The 19,536-nt window shown below is 38.9% G+C and carries 16 protein-coding genes; 2 read left to right on the forward strand and 14 right to left on the reverse strand.

Annotated features, from left to right (window positions below; translation table 11 throughout):
• Nucleotides 1-845: 845 nt before the first annotated feature.
• Together rpoZ and gmk are read right to left on the reverse strand one after the other, a co-directional pair.
• Nucleotides 846-1,061, reverse strand: a complete 216-nt coding sequence (rpoZ, locus tag ACF3N8_RS09735) for a DNA-directed RNA polymerase subunit omega (protein WP_392449866.1) — start codon at nt 1,059-1,061, stop codon at nt 846-848.
• Complete coding sequence (gene gmk, locus ACF3N8_RS09740; RefSeq protein WP_009381645.1) at nt 1,061-1,684, reverse strand: guanylate kinase; 624 nt, start codon at nt 1,682-1,684, stop codon at nt 1,061-1,063. Before gmk ends, rpoZ begins: the two co-directional genes overlap by 1 nt.
• Before the next feature lie 160 nt (nt 1,685-1,844).
• On the opposite strand from gmk, the gene ACF3N8_RS09745 reads away from it, so the two are divergent.
• Nucleotides 1,845-3,542, forward strand: a complete 1,698-nt coding sequence (locus ACF3N8_RS09745) for an NFACT family protein (protein ID WP_009381643.1) — start codon at nt 1,845-1,847, stop codon at nt 3,540-3,542.
• 123 nt (nt 3,543-3,665) lie between these two features.
• On the opposite strand, the gene ACF3N8_RS09750 is transcribed toward ACF3N8_RS09745, so the two are convergent.
• Both ACF3N8_RS09750 and ACF3N8_RS09755 read right to left on the reverse strand, forming a co-directional pair.
• Nucleotides 3,666-4,073: a VOC family protein gene (locus tag ACF3N8_RS09750; RefSeq protein WP_009381641.1), complete on the reverse strand. Its 408-nt coding sequence runs from the start codon at nt 4,071-4,073 to the stop codon at nt 3,666-3,668.
• Between the two features lie 278 nt (nt 4,074-4,351).
• A complete protein-coding gene (locus ACF3N8_RS09755; RefSeq protein WP_017176579.1) occupies nt 4,352-4,522 on the reverse strand; it encodes a hypothetical protein in 171 nt (56 codons plus the stop codon).
• A gap of 1,899 nt (nt 4,523-6,421) precedes the next feature.
• Between ACF3N8_RS09755 and ACF3N8_RS09760 the strand changes: the two genes are divergently transcribed.
• Nucleotides 6,422-7,735 (forward strand): ISL3 family transposase, encoded by a 1,314-nt coding sequence (locus ACF3N8_RS09760; RefSeq protein ID WP_009385730.1) that lies wholly within the window; start codon nt 6,422-6,424, stop codon nt 7,733-7,735.
• Between the two features lie 217 nt (nt 7,736-7,952).
• On the opposite strand, the gene pyrE is transcribed toward ACF3N8_RS09760, so the two are convergent.
• The 10 genes from pyrE to pyrR form a co-directional block, all read right to left on the reverse strand.
• A complete protein-coding gene (gene pyrE, locus ACF3N8_RS09765) occupies nt 7,953-8,561 on the reverse strand; it encodes an orotate phosphoribosyltransferase (RefSeq protein ID WP_009381640.1) in 609 nt (202 codons plus the stop codon).
• On the reverse strand, nt 8,562-9,254 hold the full coding sequence (pyrF, locus tag ACF3N8_RS09770) for an orotidine-5'-phosphate decarboxylase (protein WP_009381639.1): 693 nt from the start codon (nt 9,252-9,254) through the stop codon (nt 8,562-8,564). It abuts the gene before it with no gap.
• Entirely contained in the window at nt 9,254-10,171 is a 918-nt protein-coding gene (locus ACF3N8_RS09775; protein WP_009381638.1) for a dihydroorotate dehydrogenase, read from the reverse strand. The genes pyrF and ACF3N8_RS09775 overlap by 1 nt, the downstream gene beginning before the upstream one ends.
• Nucleotides 10,168-10,929: a dihydroorotate dehydrogenase electron transfer subunit gene (locus ACF3N8_RS09780; protein WP_009381636.1), complete on the reverse strand. Its 762-nt coding sequence runs from the start codon at nt 10,927-10,929 to the stop codon at nt 10,168-10,170. Before ACF3N8_RS09780 ends, ACF3N8_RS09775 begins: the two co-directional genes overlap by 4 nt.
• Before the next feature lie 16 nt (nt 10,930-10,945).
• Nucleotides 10,946-14,119 (reverse strand): carbamoyl-phosphate synthase large subunit, encoded by a 3,174-nt coding sequence (gene carB / locus ACF3N8_RS09785; protein WP_392449869.1) that lies wholly within the window; start codon nt 14,117-14,119, stop codon nt 10,946-10,948.
• On the reverse strand, nt 14,112-15,212 hold the full coding sequence (locus ACF3N8_RS09790; protein ID WP_017176580.1) for a carbamoyl phosphate synthase small subunit: 1,101 nt from the start codon (nt 15,210-15,212) through the stop codon (nt 14,112-14,114). The genes carB and ACF3N8_RS09790 overlap by 8 nt, the downstream gene beginning before the upstream one ends.
• Nucleotides 15,213-15,216: 4 nt before the next feature.
• Nucleotides 15,217-16,488, reverse strand: coding sequence for a dihydroorotase (locus ACF3N8_RS09795; protein ID WP_009381630.1), 1,272 nt, complete (start codon nt 16,486-16,488; stop codon nt 15,217-15,219).
• Nucleotides 16,489-16,490: 2 nt separating this feature from the next.
• The gene (locus tag ACF3N8_RS09800; protein WP_009381628.1) at nt 16,491-17,375 is read right to left on the reverse strand and encodes an aspartate carbamoyltransferase catalytic subunit; all 885 of its coding nucleotides are present in this window, start codon (nt 17,373-17,375) and stop codon (nt 16,491-16,493) included.
• Between the two features lies 1 nt (nt 17,376).
• Nucleotides 17,377-18,693, reverse strand: a complete 1,317-nt coding sequence (locus tag ACF3N8_RS09805; protein WP_009381626.1) for a uracil-xanthine permease family protein — start codon at nt 18,691-18,693, stop codon at nt 17,377-17,379.
• Between the two features lie 142 nt (nt 18,694-18,835).
• Nucleotides 18,836-19,363: a bifunctional pyr operon transcriptional regulator/uracil phosphoribosyltransferase PyrR gene (pyrR, locus tag ACF3N8_RS09810; RefSeq protein WP_009381623.1), complete on the reverse strand. Its 528-nt coding sequence runs from the start codon at nt 19,361-19,363 to the stop codon at nt 18,836-18,838.
• Nucleotides 19,364-19,536 lie beyond the last annotated feature (173 nt).

Genomic DNA, 19,536 nt, shown 5'->3' on the forward strand with positions numbered 1-19,536 from the left:
GTGTCGTCACTAGTTGGCAACGGGACTTTTAGCAACTTGTCGTGTCGTCACTAGTCGGTAACGGCCCTCTTAGCGACTTGTCGTGTCATCACTAGTTGGCAAAGGGCCTCTTAGCGACTTGTCGTGTCGTCACTAGTTGGCAACGGCTCGCTTAGCAACTTGTGGTTTCTTCACTAGTTGGCAACGGTGCAAGTAAAGCATAACTTTGTGCAACAATTAGAGCCATGTCGACTCTTCACTTGGTTTTTACTCCTATTTAAAAGCCATGTCATACTTCCACTTGGCTCTTATTCCTGATTAACAGCCATGTCGGCTATTCACTTGGCTCTTATTTCTATTTAACAGCCATGTCGACTCTTCACTTGGCTCTTACACTCATTTAACAGCCATGTCGACTCTTCACTTGGCTCTTATTTCTATTTAACAGCCATGTCGACTCTTCACTTGGCTCTTACACTCATTTTACAGCCATGTCGACTCTTCACTTGGCTCTTATTCCTATTTAACAGCCATGTCAGCTCTCCACTTGGCTCTTATACTCAGTTTACAGCCATGTCAACTCTCCACTTGGCTCTTATGCTCAGTTTACAGCCATGTCAGCTCTCCACTTGGCTCTTATACTCAGTTTACAGCCATGTCAGCTCTCCACTTGGCTCTTATGCTCAGTTTACAGCCATGTCAACTCTCCACTTGGCTCTTATGCTCAGTTTACAGCCATGTCATACTTCCACTTGGCTCTTATAATCCGCCACACAACCGTACTTCATACCAATCTAACCATACTTAACTAAAAAAAGTACCACTTATCTTACAGCCCTGTGTGTAAGCGTGGTACTTTCAGCATCTTATCTTTCCTCTTCGACTTCTTTACGTTCAGGTACGATTTTACCTGATGCGATTTCTTCTAACGCACGTCCGACAGTTTTTTGAGTAACGTATTTATCCATTAATAAATCGTCTGGTTCTTCTTGAAGTTCTCTCGTGCGTTTAGCTGCAGTAGTAGCGATTAAATATTGAGAATTTACTTTTTCTGTAAGTTTATTTAATGGTGGGTATAGCATTATTTTTTGGCCTCCAATATCATTTTACGGTATTTTGCTTCAATGCGTTCACGCTTTAGATGTTCTGCCTTTACGATAGCTTGAACACGTTCTTTCGCAAGTTCAACTTCGTCGTTCACTACGACGTAATCATAAAGATTCATCATTTCAACTTCTTTACGTGCTTCATTAACACGAGACTGAATTTTTTCATCAGATTCAGTTCCACGACCTACCAGTCGATCACGTAAATGATCAAGACTTGGTGGTGCTAAGAATATGAATAAGGCATCTGGAAACTTCTTACGTACTTGTTTAGCACCTTCAACTTCAATCTCTAAAAAGACATCGTAGCCTTCATCCATAGTATCCTTAACATATTGTACAGGTGTACCATAGTAATTGCCAACATATTCAGCATACTCAATAAATTGATCTGCTTCAATTAATTGTTCGAATTCTTTCTTTGTTTTAAAAAAGTAATCAACGCCGTCAACTTCACCTTCACGCATTTGTCTTGTTGTCATTGAAATCGAATATTTGAAAGAAGTTTCTGGATCGTCGAATATACGCTTTCTTACTGTACCCTTTCCAACACCAGATGGACCAGATAAAACAATTAATAAACCTTTTTCAGTATCCATGCATTTCGACCTTTCTCAATCATTCTTGTATTTATTATAATATATTACCATAACTTAATTATGATTGTATAGCACATCAGGTGAAACTTTGCTATATGATTTACGTATCGCTTCATGGTACAATAATATAATGATTTCATAGTAAAGGTGGCGAATTAAAATGGCTTTTGATGGATTATTTACCAAGAAAATGGTCGAATCATTACAATTTCTCGTATCAGGACGCATTCATAAAATTAATCAGCCTGAGAACGATACGATTATTATGGTGGTCAGACAAAATCGTAAAAACCATCAACTTCTATTATCGATCCATCCCAACTTTTCAAGAATTCACATCACTGAAAAGAAATATGACAACCCATTTGACCCACCGATGTTCGCTCGCGTATTTAGAAAGCATCTTGAAGGCGGGATTATAAGAGCTGTGCGCCAAATCGACAATGACAGACGCATTGAAATTGATATCAAAAGTAAAGATGAAATTGGCGACACGATTTATCGTACGGTAATCCTTGAGATTATGGGTAAACATAGTAATTTAATTCTCGTTAATGATGAACGTAAAATTATTGAAGGATTTAAACATTTAACGCCAAATACGAACCAGTATCGTACGGTGATGCCTGGCTTTCAATATGATGCACCGCCTAGTCAGAATAAAGTGAATCCGTATGAGATTAACCCGGCTGACGTGAATCGATATGTAGACTTTAATAGCGGTCGTATTGATCGACAACTCCTTCATAATTTCGAAGGTTTTAGCCCGTTAATTACGAAAGAAATTACAGAGCGCCGTTCGTTTATGACGACGACTACACTGCCAGAGGCTTTTGAAGAGGTGATGAATGAAACGAAAGGTGAACCAACGCCTATCTTTCATAAGAATCACGAGACTGGTAAAGAAGATTACTATTTCATGAATTTAACGACGTTCAATGATGATGTGATGACGTTTGATTCGTTGCATGATTTACTTGATCGTTATTACGAGGCACGAGGTGAGCGTGAACGCGTTAAGCAACGTGCAAATGATTTAGTGAAGTTTGTGGCGCAGCAGCTGCATAAGTATCAGAATAAATTGGGTAATCTTGAAAAGGACTTGGAAGCGACGAAAGATAAAGAGCAGCAACAACTTTATGGTGAGCTTATCACGGCTAATATTTATCGTATCGAGCAGGGTGATGAATCAGTTGAAGCGCTCAATTACTATACGAATGAAGATGTTGAAATTCCGTTAAATCCAACGAAATCCCCTTCTGAAAATGCCCAATACTACTACAAGCAATACAATCGTATGAAAACACGTGAACATGAGTTGAAACATCAAATTTCCTTAACGAAGGAAAATATTGATTACTTTATGAGGTTAGAACAGCAACTTCAACATATCACGGTTGACGATATTGACGATATACGTGAGGAGCTCGAAGAACAAGGGTTTGTTAAACAGCGTAAGAAGCATAAGAAGAAAAAGAAACATAAGATTCAACTTCAGAAGTATGCATCTAGCAATGGCGATACGATTTTAGTTGGTAAGAATAATAAGCAGAATGATCATCTGACGAATAAAGAAGCGCGTAAGTCGCATTTATGGTTCCACACGAAAGACATTCCTGGTTCACATGTCGTGATCTTAAATGATGCGCCAAGCGAAACGACGATTAAAGAAGCGGCTATGATTGCGGCTTACTTTTCAAAAGCAGGACAATCTGGACAAGTGCCTGTAGATTATACAAAGATTCAACATGTTCATAAACCATCTGGCGCTAAACCAGGGTTTGTGACGTATGATAATCAGAAGACGCTATACGCAACACCTGATTACGACAAGATTAAAGCAATGAAAGTTGAATAATATAGAAGAAACTCGGGACAAGCATATGGATGAGATGTAAGACTTCGCTTCAAGTAAACATTGGATTGAAGCGGTACATCGGACCATATGATACAAGTCCCGAGCTTTTTTAATACGGCTTAATTATTTCTTTTCAGGTAGCGCTAATTGGAAGTTCACGCCGAATTTATCTTGAACCCAAGCGAATTCGCGGAACGTCGGTGGCATTTCAGTTTTAGGCATTAAAATTGCGCCTTCTTCTTTTAAGCCATTGTATAACGTATCGAATTCGAATTGATCTTTTACTGTCACGTATAATGACATAGCTGGATTCATTTCAATATCAACGCCGTTTACGTTGTCGATAGCCATAAATACTTGGCCATTAAGTTTAAAGATAGCGTGTTGAACCGCACCAGGTGCTGGACCATCTTCGTCATATTTAACCATTGTTACAATTTCGCTATCTTCAAATAATTGTGTATATGTTTGGATTGCTTCTTCTGCTTGACCATTAAACATTAAGAACGTCGTAATTTTAGGTATTTTCATTTGTCATTCCTCCATAGATTGTTGTCACGAAATACTGTCATCGTATATGATGAAGTAACAGACGTATTTTTTTACTTTCACATATTACTATAACCCGTTACAATCAAGTTAAATCATGAATGGAGGTAATCCAATGTTTGTATCATCATTTGGATCAGTAATTGCAGGGCTTATAGCATTTTTCATTGTTATGGTCATCGGTTACATACTCGTGAAAATGTTCATCCGATAATATATAAAGTGTGAGGCGTTAGGTGCCGTCACACTTTTTACTTTTTCTAAAGGTCGTTTTTCGATTTCACCGAACGCTTCGCAAACTTATAAATGTCGTTATGCGCGTCTTCATGCTTAACTCGGTCGACATGCCTCGATTCATCCAAGATATCATTTTCCCCTTTTAAAAAGGCATTCAACTGCTTAGAGTACTTTTCCTGCTTCTTCGTAATCATTCCAGATCCCCTTTAATTAAGACATCACTTTTTTACTAGTATACGTAATTTGAGTGATAAGTAAAGCTATAAGGGTGCTTGCGTTGTTGGGTTTTGGTGGATTAATGTGGTTTAAACTAATTGTTCATTTTTAATGAGGACGTTCAGAGAGAGGTTTGGATGATTTTTCCTTTTGAAAATGAGGGCAGTTGAACGAACCGTCTTGATGAATGAATTTTAAATAAACTTTTATTCAACGATTTATCGCGGTTACTTCTCTTTTAGAAAATGGGAGTCGCGACCGTTTATACTAATCGCCAGTCCTAATCTATTGCTTTTGGTACTATCATTTATTCATTTGTGAAATGTGGTGACTTTTCTTGTCCCGCAAGAAAAGTTATGGCACACTGAAGGCGTATCATGATTAGAAGAATTTTTGATTGGAAGTTTTAGACAGTTTTTTTTACAAGAATTTTCAAACGTGTAAATCAAATAGACCTTAATTTACAAGACTTCGTAAACGTGTAAATCAAATGGGTCTTGATTTACAAGAATTTTCAAACGTGTTAAACAAACGGGCCTTGATTTACAAGACTTCAAAAACGTGTTAAACAAACGGGCCTTGATTTACAAGAATTCAAAAACGTGTAAATCAAACGGGGCTTGATTTACAAGAATTCGTAAACGTGTAAAACAAACAGGCCTTAATTTACAAGACTTCTGAAACGTGTAAAACAAACAGGCCCTGATTTACAAGATTTTAAAAACGTGTAAATCAAATGGGCCCTGATTTACAAGACTTCAAAAACGTGTAAATCAAACGGGGCTTGATTTACAAGACTTTTCAAACGTGTAAATCAAATAGACCTTAATTTACAAGACTTCGTAAACGTGTAAATCAAACGGGTCTTGATTTACAAGAATTTTCAAACGTGTTAAACAAACGGGCCTTGATTTACAAGACTTCTGAAACGTGTGAAACAAACAAGCCTTGATTTACAAGACTTCAAAAACGTGTAAATCAAATGAGTCTTGATTTACAAGACTTTTCAAACATGTAAATCAAACGGGGCTTGATTTACAAGACTTCTGAAACGTGTAAAACAAACAGGCCTTGATTTACAAGAATTCATAAACATGTAAATCAAACGGTTCTTGATTTACAAGACTTCTGAAACGTGTAAAACAAACAGGGCTTGATTTACAAGACTCTGTAAACTTGTAAAACAAACGGGCCTTGATTTACAAGATTCTGTAAACGTGTAAAACAAACGGGCCTTGATTTACAAGACTTCAGAAACGTGTAAAACAAACGGGCCTTAATTTACAAGACTCTGTAAACTTGTAAAACAAACGGGCCTTAATTTACAAGACTCTGCAAACGTGATAATCCAACGCCCTCCGTTTATCAAGACTTAGCAAACGTGATAATCCAACGGCCTCTGTTTATCAAGACTTAGCAAACGTGATAATCCAACGCCCTCTGTTTATCAAGACGCGTCAAACGTGATAATCCAACGCCCTCTGTTTATCAAGACGCATCAAACGTGATAATCCAACGCCCTCCGTTTATCAAGACACTGCAAACGTGATAATCCAACGCCCTCTGTTTATCAAGACGCGTCAAACGTGATAAACCAACGCCCTTCCGTTTATCAAGACGCTGCAAACGTGATAATTCAAGCCCTTCCGTTTATCAAGACGCTGCAAACGTGATAATCCAGACCCTGCACTTTATCAAAACCCAACAATTATGATAAACCCCGTCACACGACTACCTCTTAAAACAAAAGGCTCTATAATAAATTCGGTTGGTGACCTCATTCGAGGTCATTAGCCGAATTATTTTTTGTACTAAAAGAGCGCATTTATCTCTATAATTGTAAGTGACCAAACTAACAAAAAGGAGATAATGCGCCTGTGAATAATTTTATAACAGAACTCTTAAGATTGAAAGAACCAAATTTAGTCATCGAGGAAAAGACTGATGAAAAAGAAATAAAAGGAAGAATCTATATAATGCTTTATGGGGTTCTCTCTTCCAAAGCTGATAAGTGTCAACACTGTGGTATCACTAATCATCAACGCACTATTATAAAGCATGGATTTCGAGTAATTAATGTTAAATTACCACGCCTAAGTGGGTTTCCATGTCTACTAGAATTAAAGAAGCAACGCTATTTGTGTCACAATTGTAATCGAACTTTTGTAGCTGAAACATCTATAGTAGATAAGTATTGTTGCTTATCTAACAACTTGAAAATGTTTATAGCTGACAAAGTTAGAGAAGTACGTTCCATTAAATCTGTTGCCGAATCTTGTTGTGTATCATCACCTACGGTGGTTCGAATCATTAAACAAACCGTTGATGAAATTAGACATAAAGTAGGTTCGCATTTGCCTGAGCACATTATGATGGATGAGTTCAAAAGCGTTAAAAATGTTGATGCTTCAATGAGTTTCATCTATTGTGACAGTACTTCTCATCAAATTATTGACATTGTCAGTGATAGAAGAAAGTTTAACCTCAAAAACTACTTCATGAAGTTTGATCTTTACGCAAGAAAGCGCGTTAAGACAGTATGTATAGATATGTATGAACCATACATGGATCTAATATCAGATGTTTTCCCTAATGCTTTAGTTATTATTGATAGATTTCATATCGTTCAGGCAATTAATCGTGAGATTAACCGTACCCGAGTTAAAGTCATGAATCAAGCTAGACGTAATAGGCGCCCACTTTACAATAAATATAAACGGTATTGGAAACTACTTTTAAAACCTAAGTTAAATCTTAACGCTATAAACTATAAATATCATCGATTATTCAAAACTTTAATTACTGAAAAAGACATCGTTTCGTACTTATTATCTAACGATAATACGCTCAATAACACTTACGAGATAGGACAAGAATTAATACTGGCATTGAAGCATAATGATATTGATTTATTTCGATCAGTACTGTATAAATCTCGTCAAAACCACATTTCAGAAGGTTTAATGAGAGTACTGCGATCATTTATGAAGTATTTACCCTTCATATGTAATACTTTAAATCACCCTATGATAACTAACGGTCCGATTGAAGGCATAAATAATAAAATAAAATTACTTAAAAGAAATGCTTATGGTTATAGAAATTACGCAAACTTTAGAGACAGAATATTACTCATGTCACGCTTATATAAACTTAGACAAAGAAAAACACCTATGCATGAAGTAGCATAGGTGTAGAATGATTGCTTGAAGACTCCCGTGGCTCTGTGAGTAAGGGAGATCCAAGCGAAGCTTTAGCTCCCAACGAGCGCCACAGGAAAGCGAAAAGCAAATCATTCGTCTACGGTTTTACCAACCGAATTTGACGTAGAGCCAAACAAAAAAAGCACAGACGAAGTCGCGTTCGCAACCGCCTGTGCCTTATACAATCGATATCTCTATCTCAAATTTATAAATTATTACGCCATTCGACTAGCGTTTCAATATCTTCTTCCTTAATCGCGCCTTCTTCTTTAGCGACTTCGATTAATTCATCGTAGTTACTTAATGTGTAGAACGGCATGTCGATGTCTTTAAATGCATCAACTGACTTTTGTAAGCCGTAAGTGAAGATGGCTACAACGCCAACAACATTAGCGCCCGCTTCTTTCAAAGCGTCTACTGCTGTAATTGAAGAACCGCCTGTAGAGATTAAATCTTCAATTACGACAACGTTTTTACCTTCTGACTTAGCACCTTCGATTTGATTACCTTTACCGTGGCTTTTGCTTTTAGAGCGCACGTAGTTCATAGGTAAGTTCATTTTCTCAGAGATGTAAGCAGCATGCGGGATACCCGCTGTAGCAGTACCTGAGATCACGTCGACGTTCTCAAAGTTCTCTTCAATGAGCTTGATTAGACCGTCACGGATTTCTGAGCGTACGTCAGGATAACCTAAAGTTACGCGGTTATCACAATAAATTGGTGATTTGATGCCAGAACTCCAAGTAAATAAATCGTTAGGAGAAAGTGAAACTGCCTCAATATCAAGTAAAGACTTTGCGATTTGTTTTGCCATTTATCTTAACCAACTTTCTTTAATTTCTTTATAACTTTGGACTGGGTCCGTACTCTGTGTAATTGGTCGACCGACAACGATATGTGTCGAACCGTTTTGTCTTGCTTCTTCTGGTGTCGTTACACGTTTTTGATCATCTCTATTCGCATTTTCTAGTCGAATGCCTGGCGTGACTTTTAAAAAGGCTTCGCCAATCTCGTCAGTTATTAACTTCGCTTCTAAAGGTGAACATACGACGCCGTCAAGACCTGCAGATTGTGCTAACTTTGCATAATTTAATACAGCGTCTTCAATGCTTGTTTGAATGTTCTGTTCGTCATGTAACATCGCTTCAGTAGTTGACGTTAGCTGGGTCACAGCAATAATTTTAATATCTGGATTTACGCTACGTAAGCCTTCAATAGCGGCCTTCATCATTTCAGTACCGCCAGCAGCATGCACATTAACTAAGTCAACATCAAGTTTCGCTAGGCCTTCCATAGCTTTCTTCACTGTATTTGGAATATCATGCAGTTTCAAATCTAAGAAAATCGCGTGCCCACGAGATTTAATCTTTTCAATGAGACGCGGACCTTCCTGATAGAAAAGCTCCATCCCAACTTTTACGAAAAGGGGTTCGTCAAATTGGTCTAAAAATGTTTCGACCTTCTCAAGAGAATTAAAATCTAGTGCAATAATTGGTAAGTCTTTCATTATTTTAACACCTCGTGTGTACGTCCTTTTAGGTCGTGAATATGGTTAACTCCAAGCTCGTCTAAGCGTTTCGGTAGTTCGTCGATAATTTCTTTACAAACTAAAGGATTCTGGAAGTTGGCTGTACCTACTGCAACGGCATCAGCGCCTACTGAAATAAAGTCGATAACATCTTGCGCGTTCTGAATACCGCCCATTGCGATAATCGGAATATCAACAACTTGTCTAACTTGATACACCATACGCATCGCAACAGGTTTAATTGCAGGACCACTTAAACCACCTACGACATTATGAATGATAGGTTTACCAGTATTTGCATCAATACGTAAGCCAACTAAAGTGTTGATCATCGTTAAACCGTCCGCATGTTCACTAATCGCTTGTGCCATCTCAACGATATTCGTTACATTCGGCGATAATTTCACATAAACAGGGACTTCTGAAACGGCTTTAACTTGCTTCGTTAACTCACTCGCAACTTCGGGATCAACGCCGAACTGCATACCGCCTTCTTTAACATTTGGACATGAAATATTAAGTTCTAATGCGTGAACGTTCGGTGCTTTAGAAATATGTTCAGCAACATATACGTAATCTTCTAATACAGACCCTGCTACGTTCGCTATAATCGGCGTATCATATTTTTCTAAAGCTTTTAACTCATGTTCAACGATATGATGAACGCCTGGGTTTTGTAACCCAATTGCGTTAATCATACCACTATCTGTTTCCGCAACACGTGGCGTTTCATTACCGTATCTCGCTTCTTTTGTAGCAGCCTTAATCATGATGGCACCAAGTTCGGATAAGTCATAGAATTGACCGAACTCTGCACCAAACGCAAAGCAACCACTTGCAGGCATGACTGGATTTTTAAGTTCTAAACCTGGAATTGAAACATTTAATCGACTCATAAGATGACCTCTCCTTTTTTGAATACGGGACCATCCGTACAAACTTTCACGTAGCCGTTTTCCTCAGGTGTATGACATACACAAGCGTAACAAGCGCCAATGCCACAACCCATGCGTTCTTCTAATGATAGAAAACCGTTTACATCAACTAAGCCCTCGTGATTTGTGATGGCTTTTAACATAGGTTTAGGACCACACGTGTAGTACGTGTCATAATCTTGAGGAAGTGCTGAAATCACGTCTGTAACGAAACCTTTCGTACCGTTCGTACCATCTTCGGTCGCAATGTACGTATCGCCAAGTTCTCTAAATTTCTCTTCGTAAAAGACATCTTTCGCAGACTTGAATCCAAGAACATGAACGGTTTCGATACCGCGCTTATTTAATTGCTTAGAGAGTTCATATAACGGTGGAACACCAATACCGCCACCAACGAGTAACGCCTTGTGCTTCGCTTCATCTACAGGAAAACCGTTTCCAAGCGGCGCTATGATGTCGAGTTCATCTTGTTGGTTGAGTTTCGCAAGTTTTTTCGTACCTTCACCTTCTGCACGAAATAACATTGTAAACGTATCTTGTTCTGAATCAATATCACAAATTGAAATCGGGCGTCTTAACATGTGTAAAGACCCTTCTCCTACTTTAATGTGAACGAATTGACCAGGTTCTTTCATGTTTTTAGTTACAGGTCCTTTAACTTTTAACTCATAAATGCGATCTGCAATTTGACGATTGGAGACTACTGTCATTTTTTCCACCGTTCAATTCCTCCTCTTACATATTTTTCATATCAAATGTAATCACTTCGATAACGTCTGTTAATGCGCTTGCTGTATCAAGTGATGTTAAGCATGGTACGCCGTTCTCAACCGTTGTACGTCTGATTTGGAAACCATCACGTTCAACGAGTTTACCTTTTGTCATTGTATTAATAACGATTTGAACGTCACCGTCTTGAATTTTAGCAAGTAAATCGTGTTCGCCACCGATTTTTTCAACCTTTTCAACAGGGATATCGTTCGCTTCAAGATATTTCGCAGTACCTTCTGTTGCGATAATTTTGTAACCGACGTTTTGTAAACGTTTCGCGATTTTAAGACTTTCTTCTTTGTCTTTATCACTTACTGTGATGAGCACGGTACCATAGTCTTTAACTTCAAAGCCGCTTGCAGTTAATGCTTTGAAAAGGGCTTTTTCTAGAGTTAAATCACGACCCATTACTTCACCTGTTGATTTCATTTCAGGCCCAAGCGTAATGTCGACGTTCTTAAGCTTATTGAAACTGAATACTGGTGCTTTAACGAAGACACCTTCTTTGTAAGGTTGAATACCTTGTTTGTAGCCTGAGTCAGCTAGTTTGTGACCCATAATCGCACGCATTGCTTCTTGTGCCATAGGAATTTCAGTAATCTTACTTAAGAATGGTACCGTACGGCTTGAACGTGGGTTTACTTCTAATACATATACGCCGTCATGTGTTAACACGAATTGGATGTTAATCAGACCAATGATATTAAGGCCTTTTGCTAAACGGATTGTGAAATCTTCAAGCGTATTGATTTCGTCTTCAGTTAACGTTTGCGGTGGATATACCGCAATGGAGTCACCAGAGTGAACACCAGCACGTTCGATGTGTTCCATGATACCTGGGATTACGACGCTTTCACTATCTGAAATCGCGTCTACTTCGATTTCTTTACCTGTTAAGTAACGGTCAACTAAGACAGGATGTTCTGGACTTGCTTTAACTGCTTGATTCATGTAGTTCTCAAGTTCCTTATCGTTATAAACGATTTCCATCGCACGTCCACCTAGAACGTAGGAAGGTCTTACAACGACTGGGTAACCGATATCACGCGCATTCTCAAGCGCTTCTTTCGCTGAAGTTGCCGTCTTACCTTTAGGTTGAGGCACACCAATCTTATTTAAAAGCGCTTCGAATTCTTTACGATCTTCAGCACGGTTTAAGTCTTCTAACGTAGTGCCAAGAATCTTAACGCCGTGACGTTCAAGTTTATCCGCTAAGTTAATCGCAGTTTGACCACCGAATTGAACGACAACACCTTTAGGTTTCTCAAGTTCAACAATGTTCATCACATCTTCGTCTGTTAACGGTTCGAAGTAAAGTTTGTCTGAAATTGAGAAGTCTGTTGAAACAGTTTCAGGGTTGTTGTTCACGATAATCGCTTCATATCCAGCATTTTGGATAGCCCATACTGCGTGTACCGTCGCATAGTCGAATTCAACACCTTGACCGATTCGGATTGGACCTGAACCTAGTACGATAATTTTTTCTTTATCTGAAACGTCTGATTCATTTTCAGTTTCATATGTGCCATAGAAGTATGGTGTCTTAGATTCGAACTCAGCAGCACATGTATCTACCATTTTATATACTGGGAAGATGCTATGTTCTTTTCTTAAATTGTAAACCTCTTCTTCAGTCATATCGAAACGGTGCGCAATCGTTTTGTCGCTGAATCCAAATTGTTTCGCAAAGTGAAGGTATTCAGGATCACCTTTGTGCGCTTTAAGTTGATGTTCGATTTCAATGATGTTTTTAAATTTATTTAAGAAGAAGTAATCCATATCTGTCATGTCGTGAATTTCTTTTAAAGACATACCGCGACGAATCGCTTCACCGATAAAGAAGATACGTTCATCGTCTTGACGTTCGATACGATCTTTAATTTCAGCTAACGTAAATTTGTCGCCATTAGGTAAGCCTAGGTGATGGACACCGTATTCAAGTGAACGAATAGCCTTTAACAGAGACTCCTCGTACGTACGGCCAATCGCCATAACTTCACCAGTTGCTTTCATTTGCGTACCAAGTTGACGAACACCTTTGTCGAATTTATCGAATGGGAAACGTGGAATCTTAGAAATCACATAGTCTAATGCTGGTTCGAAAGCCGCGTAAGATGTACCTGTTACAGGGTTTAACATTTCGTCTAACGTTAAACCAACTGAAATTTTAGCTGCGAGTTTCGCAATTGGGTAACCTGTTGCTTTTGATGCAAGGGCTGATGAACGTGACACACGTGGGTTAACCTCAATGATGTAATAATTTAATGAATATGGATCTAACGCAAGTTGTACGTTACAACCACCTTCAATTTTCAACGCACGAATTACCTTTAACGATACGTCACGAAGCATTTGATATTCTTGATCTGTTAAAGTTTGGCTTGGTGCCACAACAATTGAGTCACCTGTGTGAATACCAACTGGGTCGATATTCTCCATGTTACAAACAACAATCGCGTTATCATTATGGTCACGCATAACTTCATATTCTATTTCTTTATAACCTGCGATTGATTTCTCGATTAAACATTGTGTCGCTGGGCTATATTTCAGTCCGTTAGAAACGACTTCATGAAGTTCCTCATCGTTATAACAAATACCGCCACCAGTTCCGCCTAAAGTAAAGGCTGGACGTACAATTAATGGGTAGCCTACTTCTTCTTTAAAAGCAATCGCTTGTTCAAGCGTGTTTACGATATCACTTTCAGGAACTGGTACGTTCAGTTCAGACATTAAGTTTCTGAATTGTTCTCTATCTTCAGCTTGTTCAATTGATTCTAAAGTTGTACCAAGTAATTCAACATGGTTTTCAGCTAGCACACCACTTTTATGAAGTTCAATTGCCATGTTAAGACCTGTTTGACCCCCTAATGTAGGTAAAAGCGCGTCTGGTTGTTCTTTACGAATGATACGTGCGATAAAGTCATGAGTAAGCGGTTCGATATAAACTTTGTCCGCTACTTCTTTATCTGTCATGATTGTCGCTGGGTTTGAGTTAACTAAGATCACACGGTACCCTTCTTCTTTAAGTGCTAGACAAGCTTGCGTACCAGCGTAGTCGAACTCAGCAGCTTGTCCAATGATGATTGGACCTGAACCAATGACTAATATTGTATTGATATCTGTACGTTTAGGCATGAACATCCGTCTCCTTTTCTTTAAATTCGTTCATCATTTGAATAAAATCATCAAATAAAGGATTTGAATCTGTTGGACCTGGGCAAGCTTCTGGGTGATATTGTACAGAGAATGCAGGTAAAGAAGTATGTTTTAACCCTTCAACAGTTCCGTCGTTTAAAGCAACGTGCGTAATTTCTAGGTCTGTATCTTTAAGAGAATCTTTATCGATCGCATATCCATGGTTTTGACTTGTTAAGGCAATTTTACCTGTAGCTAAGTCTTTGACTGGATGGTTCGCACCACGGTGACCGAACTTCATCTTATATGATGTAGCGCCTTGTGATAGCGCGAATAATTGGTGACCAAGGCATATACCGAAGAATGGAATTTTACCAATAATACCTTTAATCATTTCAACGGCACATTGTACATCATCAGGGTCCCCTGGTCCGTTAGATAACATTACACCATCTGGTGACATGTTTAAGATTGTTTCTGCCGTCGTATCATAAGGTACGACCGTAACGTTACAACCTCTAGCATTTAGTTCACGCACGATATTTTCTTTTTTACCAAAGTCGAGTAAGACAACGCTTAGGCCTTTTCCAGTAGAAATATAAGGTGTCTTCGTTGAAACGCGTTCAACTTGAGTTCTAGGGAACGTCTCTTGCTTTAATGTTTCTACCATTGCTTCAATTTCATCTTTGTTGTCAACGAAAGCTGCCTTTAATACGCCGTATTGACGAATCTTACGAGTAATACTACGTGTATCTACGCCGCTAATACCAGGGATGTTGTTCTTAACGAGGCAATCATGAAGCGTATATTGCGCTCTGAAGTGATTTGGTTGTAAACATGCTTCCTTAACCACAACGCCACTTAAAGTTAAATTTAACGCTTCGAAATCATCACGGTTAATACCGTAGTTACCAATTAATGGATATGTGAACGTGATAATTTGACCTGTGTATGATGGGTCTGAAATCGTTTCTTGGTAACCTGTCATTGCAGTGTTGAATACAATTTCACCTTTAGTTAGATCATCTGAACCTAATTTAAATCCTGGATAGAACGTGCCATCTTCTAAAACGAGATATCGTCTTTCTAACATTCAATTACGCCTCCTGATATTTGATTTCGCCGTCAACGATTGTAAGTACTGGATTACCAAATACGTGTTCACCTAAGAATGGTGTATTTGTTGCTTTAGATTTAAAGTCTTCACCTTTAATTTCATATTCTTGATCTAAATCGATCATTGTTAAGTCTGCAATTTTACCTTCAGCAAGTACGCCATAAGGTAATTTAAATGTTTGAGCAGGTTTAATTGTTAAGTAATCTACTAATTCTTGAAGTGACCAATCTCCATTCTTAACGAAGTTCGTGTAAAGTAATGGGAATGCTGTTTCACTACCAACAATACCGAATGGTGCTTTAACCATTGGTTGATCCTTTTCTTCGCTTGCATGTGGTGCATGGTCTGTCGCGATGCAGTCAATTGTACCGTCTCTTAACGCTTCGATTAATGCGTCGCGGTCTGCTTTACTTCTTAATGGTGGATTCATTTTATAGATCGCGTTGTCGCCTGGCACATCTTCTTCAGTTAATAATAAGTGGTGCGGCGTAACTTCAGCTGTTACTGGGATACCAGCTTTCTTCGCGTCACGAATCACGCGCACACTTTCCTTTGTAGATACATGGCATACATGATAGTGACAACCTGTAGCTTCACTTAATAACACGTCACGTGCAATTTGTACCGCTTCACAAATGTTTGGAATACCTGGGATGCCAAGTTCTTCGCTACGTTTACCTTGATGCATCGCACCGCCGTAAATAAGGCTGTTGTCTTCACAGTGCGCAACGATCGCTTTATCTTGTTTCTTAGCTTCAATCATTGCTTCGTACATCATTTTAGCTTCTTGAACACCTACGCCATCATCTGTAAAAGCAAAGACGCCATTTTCTTTTAAGCTTTCGAAATCAACTAAATTTTTACCTGCTTGGCGTTCTGTAATTGATGCGTAAGGTAACACACGCACTTGTGCAGATTCTTTAATAATTTGATTTAACTTTTCGATATTTTCAACTGTGTCAGGAACTGGTTTCGTATTAGGCATTGGGCAAACTGTTGTAAAGCCACCACGTGCAGCTGCTTTCGTACCAGTTTCAATTGTTTCTTTATGTTCGCCACCTGGTTCTCTTAAATGAACGTGTACGTCGATTAAGCCAGGTGCTACAAATTTACCGTTAGCATCGATAACTTCAGCGTCATTAGGTGCTTCAACGTCCTCACCCATTGCTTTAATCGTTTGCCCTTCGATTAAGATATTTGTTGTCGTTAAGTTATTGTTTTCTAATACTTGCGCGTTTTTAATAAATAACATGATTAGTTCCCCTTTCGATTAATAAGTTGATTTAATACTGACATTCTTAAGTATACGCCGTTTTCCATCTGTTTGAAAATGCGAGCCTTATCGCTTTCCACAAGTTCTGTATCAATTTCTACACCGCGGTTCACTGGTGCTGGGTGCATGATGATTGCATGTTCTTTCATCTTGTTGTAGCGTTCTTTCGTTAAACCAAAACCTTGATGGTATGCTTCCTTACCAAAACTTCCTGCATCTTGATGACGTTCATGTTGCACACGTAACAGCATGACAATGTCAACTTGATCTATATGAGCATCGATGTCGACGTACGGTGCTTTCATTGTGTCATCTTTCCATACATCTGGACTTGAAAACATCACATCCGCACCAAGCTTTTCAAGACTGTGATAATTACTTCTCGCAACACGAGAATTCACAATGTCACCACAGATAAGTACGTTTAAGCCTTCAAATGTGCCGAACTCTTCATAAATCGTCATGAGGTCAAGCAGACTTTGCGTCGGATGCTGACCACTTCCGTCGCCACCATTGATAACCGGGATGTTCAGACCGTCAAGTTGTTCGTAGTACGCGTTGTCGGAGTGGCGAATCACAAGTGCGTTCGCCCCAATACTTTCTAGAGTCTTACACGTGTCGTATAACGATTCGCCTTTTGAAACAGATGACGTGCTCGTTTCGAAATGAATGACGTTCATACCTAACTTCTTCTCGGCCATTTCAAAGCTACATTTCGTTCGCGTTGAATTCTCGAAGAAAAGATTCGCGATATATTTATTACTTAGATTTGGATAATTTGTTGCTTGTTTAAATTCGATTGCCGTTTCAATCAATGAAAAGATTTCGTCTTTCGATAGATGTTCCATAGAAACTAAGTTATCCATGTTATGCCTCCTCGTTTTGTTTCGTGTCTCCTTTTGGCAAAATTAAATTAAGTAGAATACCTGCAGTTGCTGCGAGCGCCATACCTTCGATTTGAAGTTTAATACCTACATGTTGTAGATCAAGTAATAAGTTACCGATACCTACGACTAAGATGACTGAAGCAATAACTAAGTTACGGTTATCCGCAAAATCTACCTTACTTTCGACTAACATTCTTAAACCACTTGCTGCGATTATTCCGAAGAGTAAAATCGACACGCCACCCATAACCGGTGTCGGAATGGATGAAATGAGTGCAGTAAACTTACCGACGAATCCTAGAATAATCGCACAGACCGCAGCGCCGCCGATAACGAAAATACTAAATATACGTGTTATTGCGAGTACCCCGATGTTCTCACCGTACGTTGTACTTGGTGGACCACCAATTAAACTTGCTAGCATCGTTGAAACCCCGTCGCCGATGATTGAACGGTGAAGGCCTGGCTTTTCAAAGAAGTTACGCCCAACAATCTTATTAATAACGAGTTGGTGACCGATATGTTCACTGACCGTAACAAAGACGATCGGAATCATAATTATGATTAGCCCCATATGAATGGATGGCTCATAATCTCTAAATGGTAAGTAAATATCAGGAAACTGTAACCATTTGGCCTTTAAAACCTTTTCAAAGTCGACTATGCCGAGCGTAAGCGACACGATGTATCCAACGATAATACCGATTAGTACTGGGATAAGGCTTAAGAAACCTTTGAAATAACCTTGAACAATGACTGTAACGAGTAACGTTATCATTGCGACAATTAAGTACGTTAAGTTGTAACCTTCCTTATCGCCAGGGTTCTCGAACGTCGCCATGTTAACTGCTACAGGCGCTAAACTTAGACCGATAACCATAATAACTGGTCCGACTACAACTGGCGGAAGTAATCGCATGAGCCAGTTCGTACCGCTCAGCTTGATAATGAGTCCGATAATGACATACATTAAACCACTCATGAAAAGTGCTACTAACATATCACCTAGGCTGTGCGTTTTCAGTCCTGTAATAATTGGCGTTATGAACGCAAAGCTCGAACCAAGGTAAGCCGGGATTTGAGCTTTCGTTATTAAAATATATAATAGCGTTCCTATACCTGAAGCGAGTAGTGCTGATGATACTGGTAATCCTGTTAGAAATGGTACAAGTACCGTGGCGCCAAACATCGCAAATAAGTGTTGTAAACTTAGGAATGCCCACGTAGATGCATTGGGCTTTTCATGGACATCAAGAACAGGTTCAACTGTTCGCTCAAACATATAATCATTCTTCATAACTTTCTTTCCTCTCTCATTAAAAAAGGCCTCTCTACATTTCAGTATGCAAAGAGACCTACACCTATGCGACATGGGTCACAGGTGTATCAAATGCCTTTGTCAGTCTCTCGTACTGAATTAAAAGGGTTTACTTATTCATTTAAATAATCACGACACCGTTCTTCTGGTCGACTTCTTCAAGGTAAACTTCTACAGACTCATCTTGCGCTGTAGGGATGTTCTTACCGACAAAGTCTGCGCGAATTGGTAACTCACGGTGTCCACGATCTACAAGTGTTGCAAGTCCAATCTTCGTAGGTCTTGTGTGGAGTAGAATCGCATCAAGTGACGCTCTAACCGTGCGCCCTGTGTATAATACGTCGTCAATGATGATCACTACTTTATCATTTAAATCTTCTTCAATTTCAAAAGACTTTGATAAATGTTTGTTCGTTCGTGATTCAATATCATCTCTAAAGTTTGTAACATCAATCGTGCCAGTAGGAATTACCTTACCTTCGATACCTTTAATCTTATCTTGAATTCGACGCGCTAGAAATTCGCCACGCGTTTTAATACCGAGTAAGATCAAGTGTTCAGAGCCTTTATTATATTCTAGAATCTCATGGGCAATTCGTGTAACCGTACGATTAATCGCTGCTTCGTCTAATATGACACGTTCAGACATCTTCTCACTCCTAACAAAAAATCCTCACGCCTACTTTGAGACATGAGGATTTAGGTATATGGAAATAAAGATAAGCATACTTATCCCTATAGGTATACACGTATCACGTTTATCATCATGTCTTCAAAGCCTCTCTGGACTTTATTTAAAGACGCTTTCTTTAAATTTACTTT

The organism is Staphylococcus massiliensis (assembly GCF_043186315.1).
GTDB lineage: Bacteria > Bacillota > Bacilli > Staphylococcales > Staphylococcaceae > Staphylococcus > Staphylococcus massiliensis.

Bases quoted from the DNA above. Each gene is read 5' to 3' on its own strand.
- ACF3N8_RS09805 (WP_009381626.1), bottom strand. From the start codon at position 18,693: ATGAAGAATGATTATATGTTTGAGCGAACAGTTGAACCTGTTCTTGAT.
- carB (WP_392449869.1), bottom strand. From the start codon at position 14,119: ATGCCTAAACGTACAGATATCAATACAATATTAGTCATTGGTTCAGGT.
- ACF3N8_RS09775 (WP_009381638.1), bottom strand. From the start codon at position 10,171: ATGAGTCGATTAAATGTTTCAATTCCAGGTTTAGAACTTAAAAATCCA.
- pyrE (WP_009381640.1), bottom strand. From the start codon at position 8,561: ATGGCAAAACAAATCGCAAAGTCTTTACTTGATATTGAGGCAGTTTCA.
- ACF3N8_RS09745 (WP_009381643.1), top strand. From the start codon at position 1,845: ATGGCTTTTGATGGATTATTTACCAAGAAAATGGTCGAATCATTACAA.
- ACF3N8_RS09755 (WP_017176579.1), bottom strand. From the start codon at position 4,522: ATGATTACGAAGAAGCAGGAAAAGTACTCTAAGCAGTTGAATGCCTTT.
- ACF3N8_RS09800 (WP_009381628.1), bottom strand. From the start codon at position 17,375: ATGGATAACTTAGTTTCTATGGAACATCTATCGAAAGACGAAATCTTT.
- pyrR (WP_009381623.1), bottom strand. From the start codon at position 19,363: ATGTCTGAACGTGTCATATTAGACGAAGCAGCGATTAATCGTACGGTT.
- ACF3N8_RS09790 (WP_017176580.1), bottom strand. From the start codon at position 15,212: ATGTTAGAAAGACGATATCTCGTTTTAGAAGATGGCACGTTCTATCCA.
- rpoZ (WP_392449866.1), bottom strand. From the start codon at position 1,061: ATGCTATACCCACCATTAAATAAACTTACAGAAAAAGTAAATTCTCAA.
- ACF3N8_RS09795 (WP_009381630.1), bottom strand. From the start codon at position 16,488: ATGTTATTTATTAAAAACGCGCAAGTATTAGAAAACAATAACTTAACG.
- pyrF (WP_009381639.1), bottom strand. From the start codon at position 9,254: ATGAAAGACTTACCAATTATTGCACTAGATTTTAATTCTCTTGAGAAG.
- ACF3N8_RS09750 (WP_009381641.1), bottom strand. From the start codon at position 4,073: ATGAAAATACCTAAAATTACGACGTTCTTAATGTTTAATGGTCAAGCA.
- gmk (WP_009381645.1), bottom strand. From the start codon at position 1,684: ATGGATACTGAAAAAGGTTTATTAATTGTTTTATCTGGTCCATCTGGT.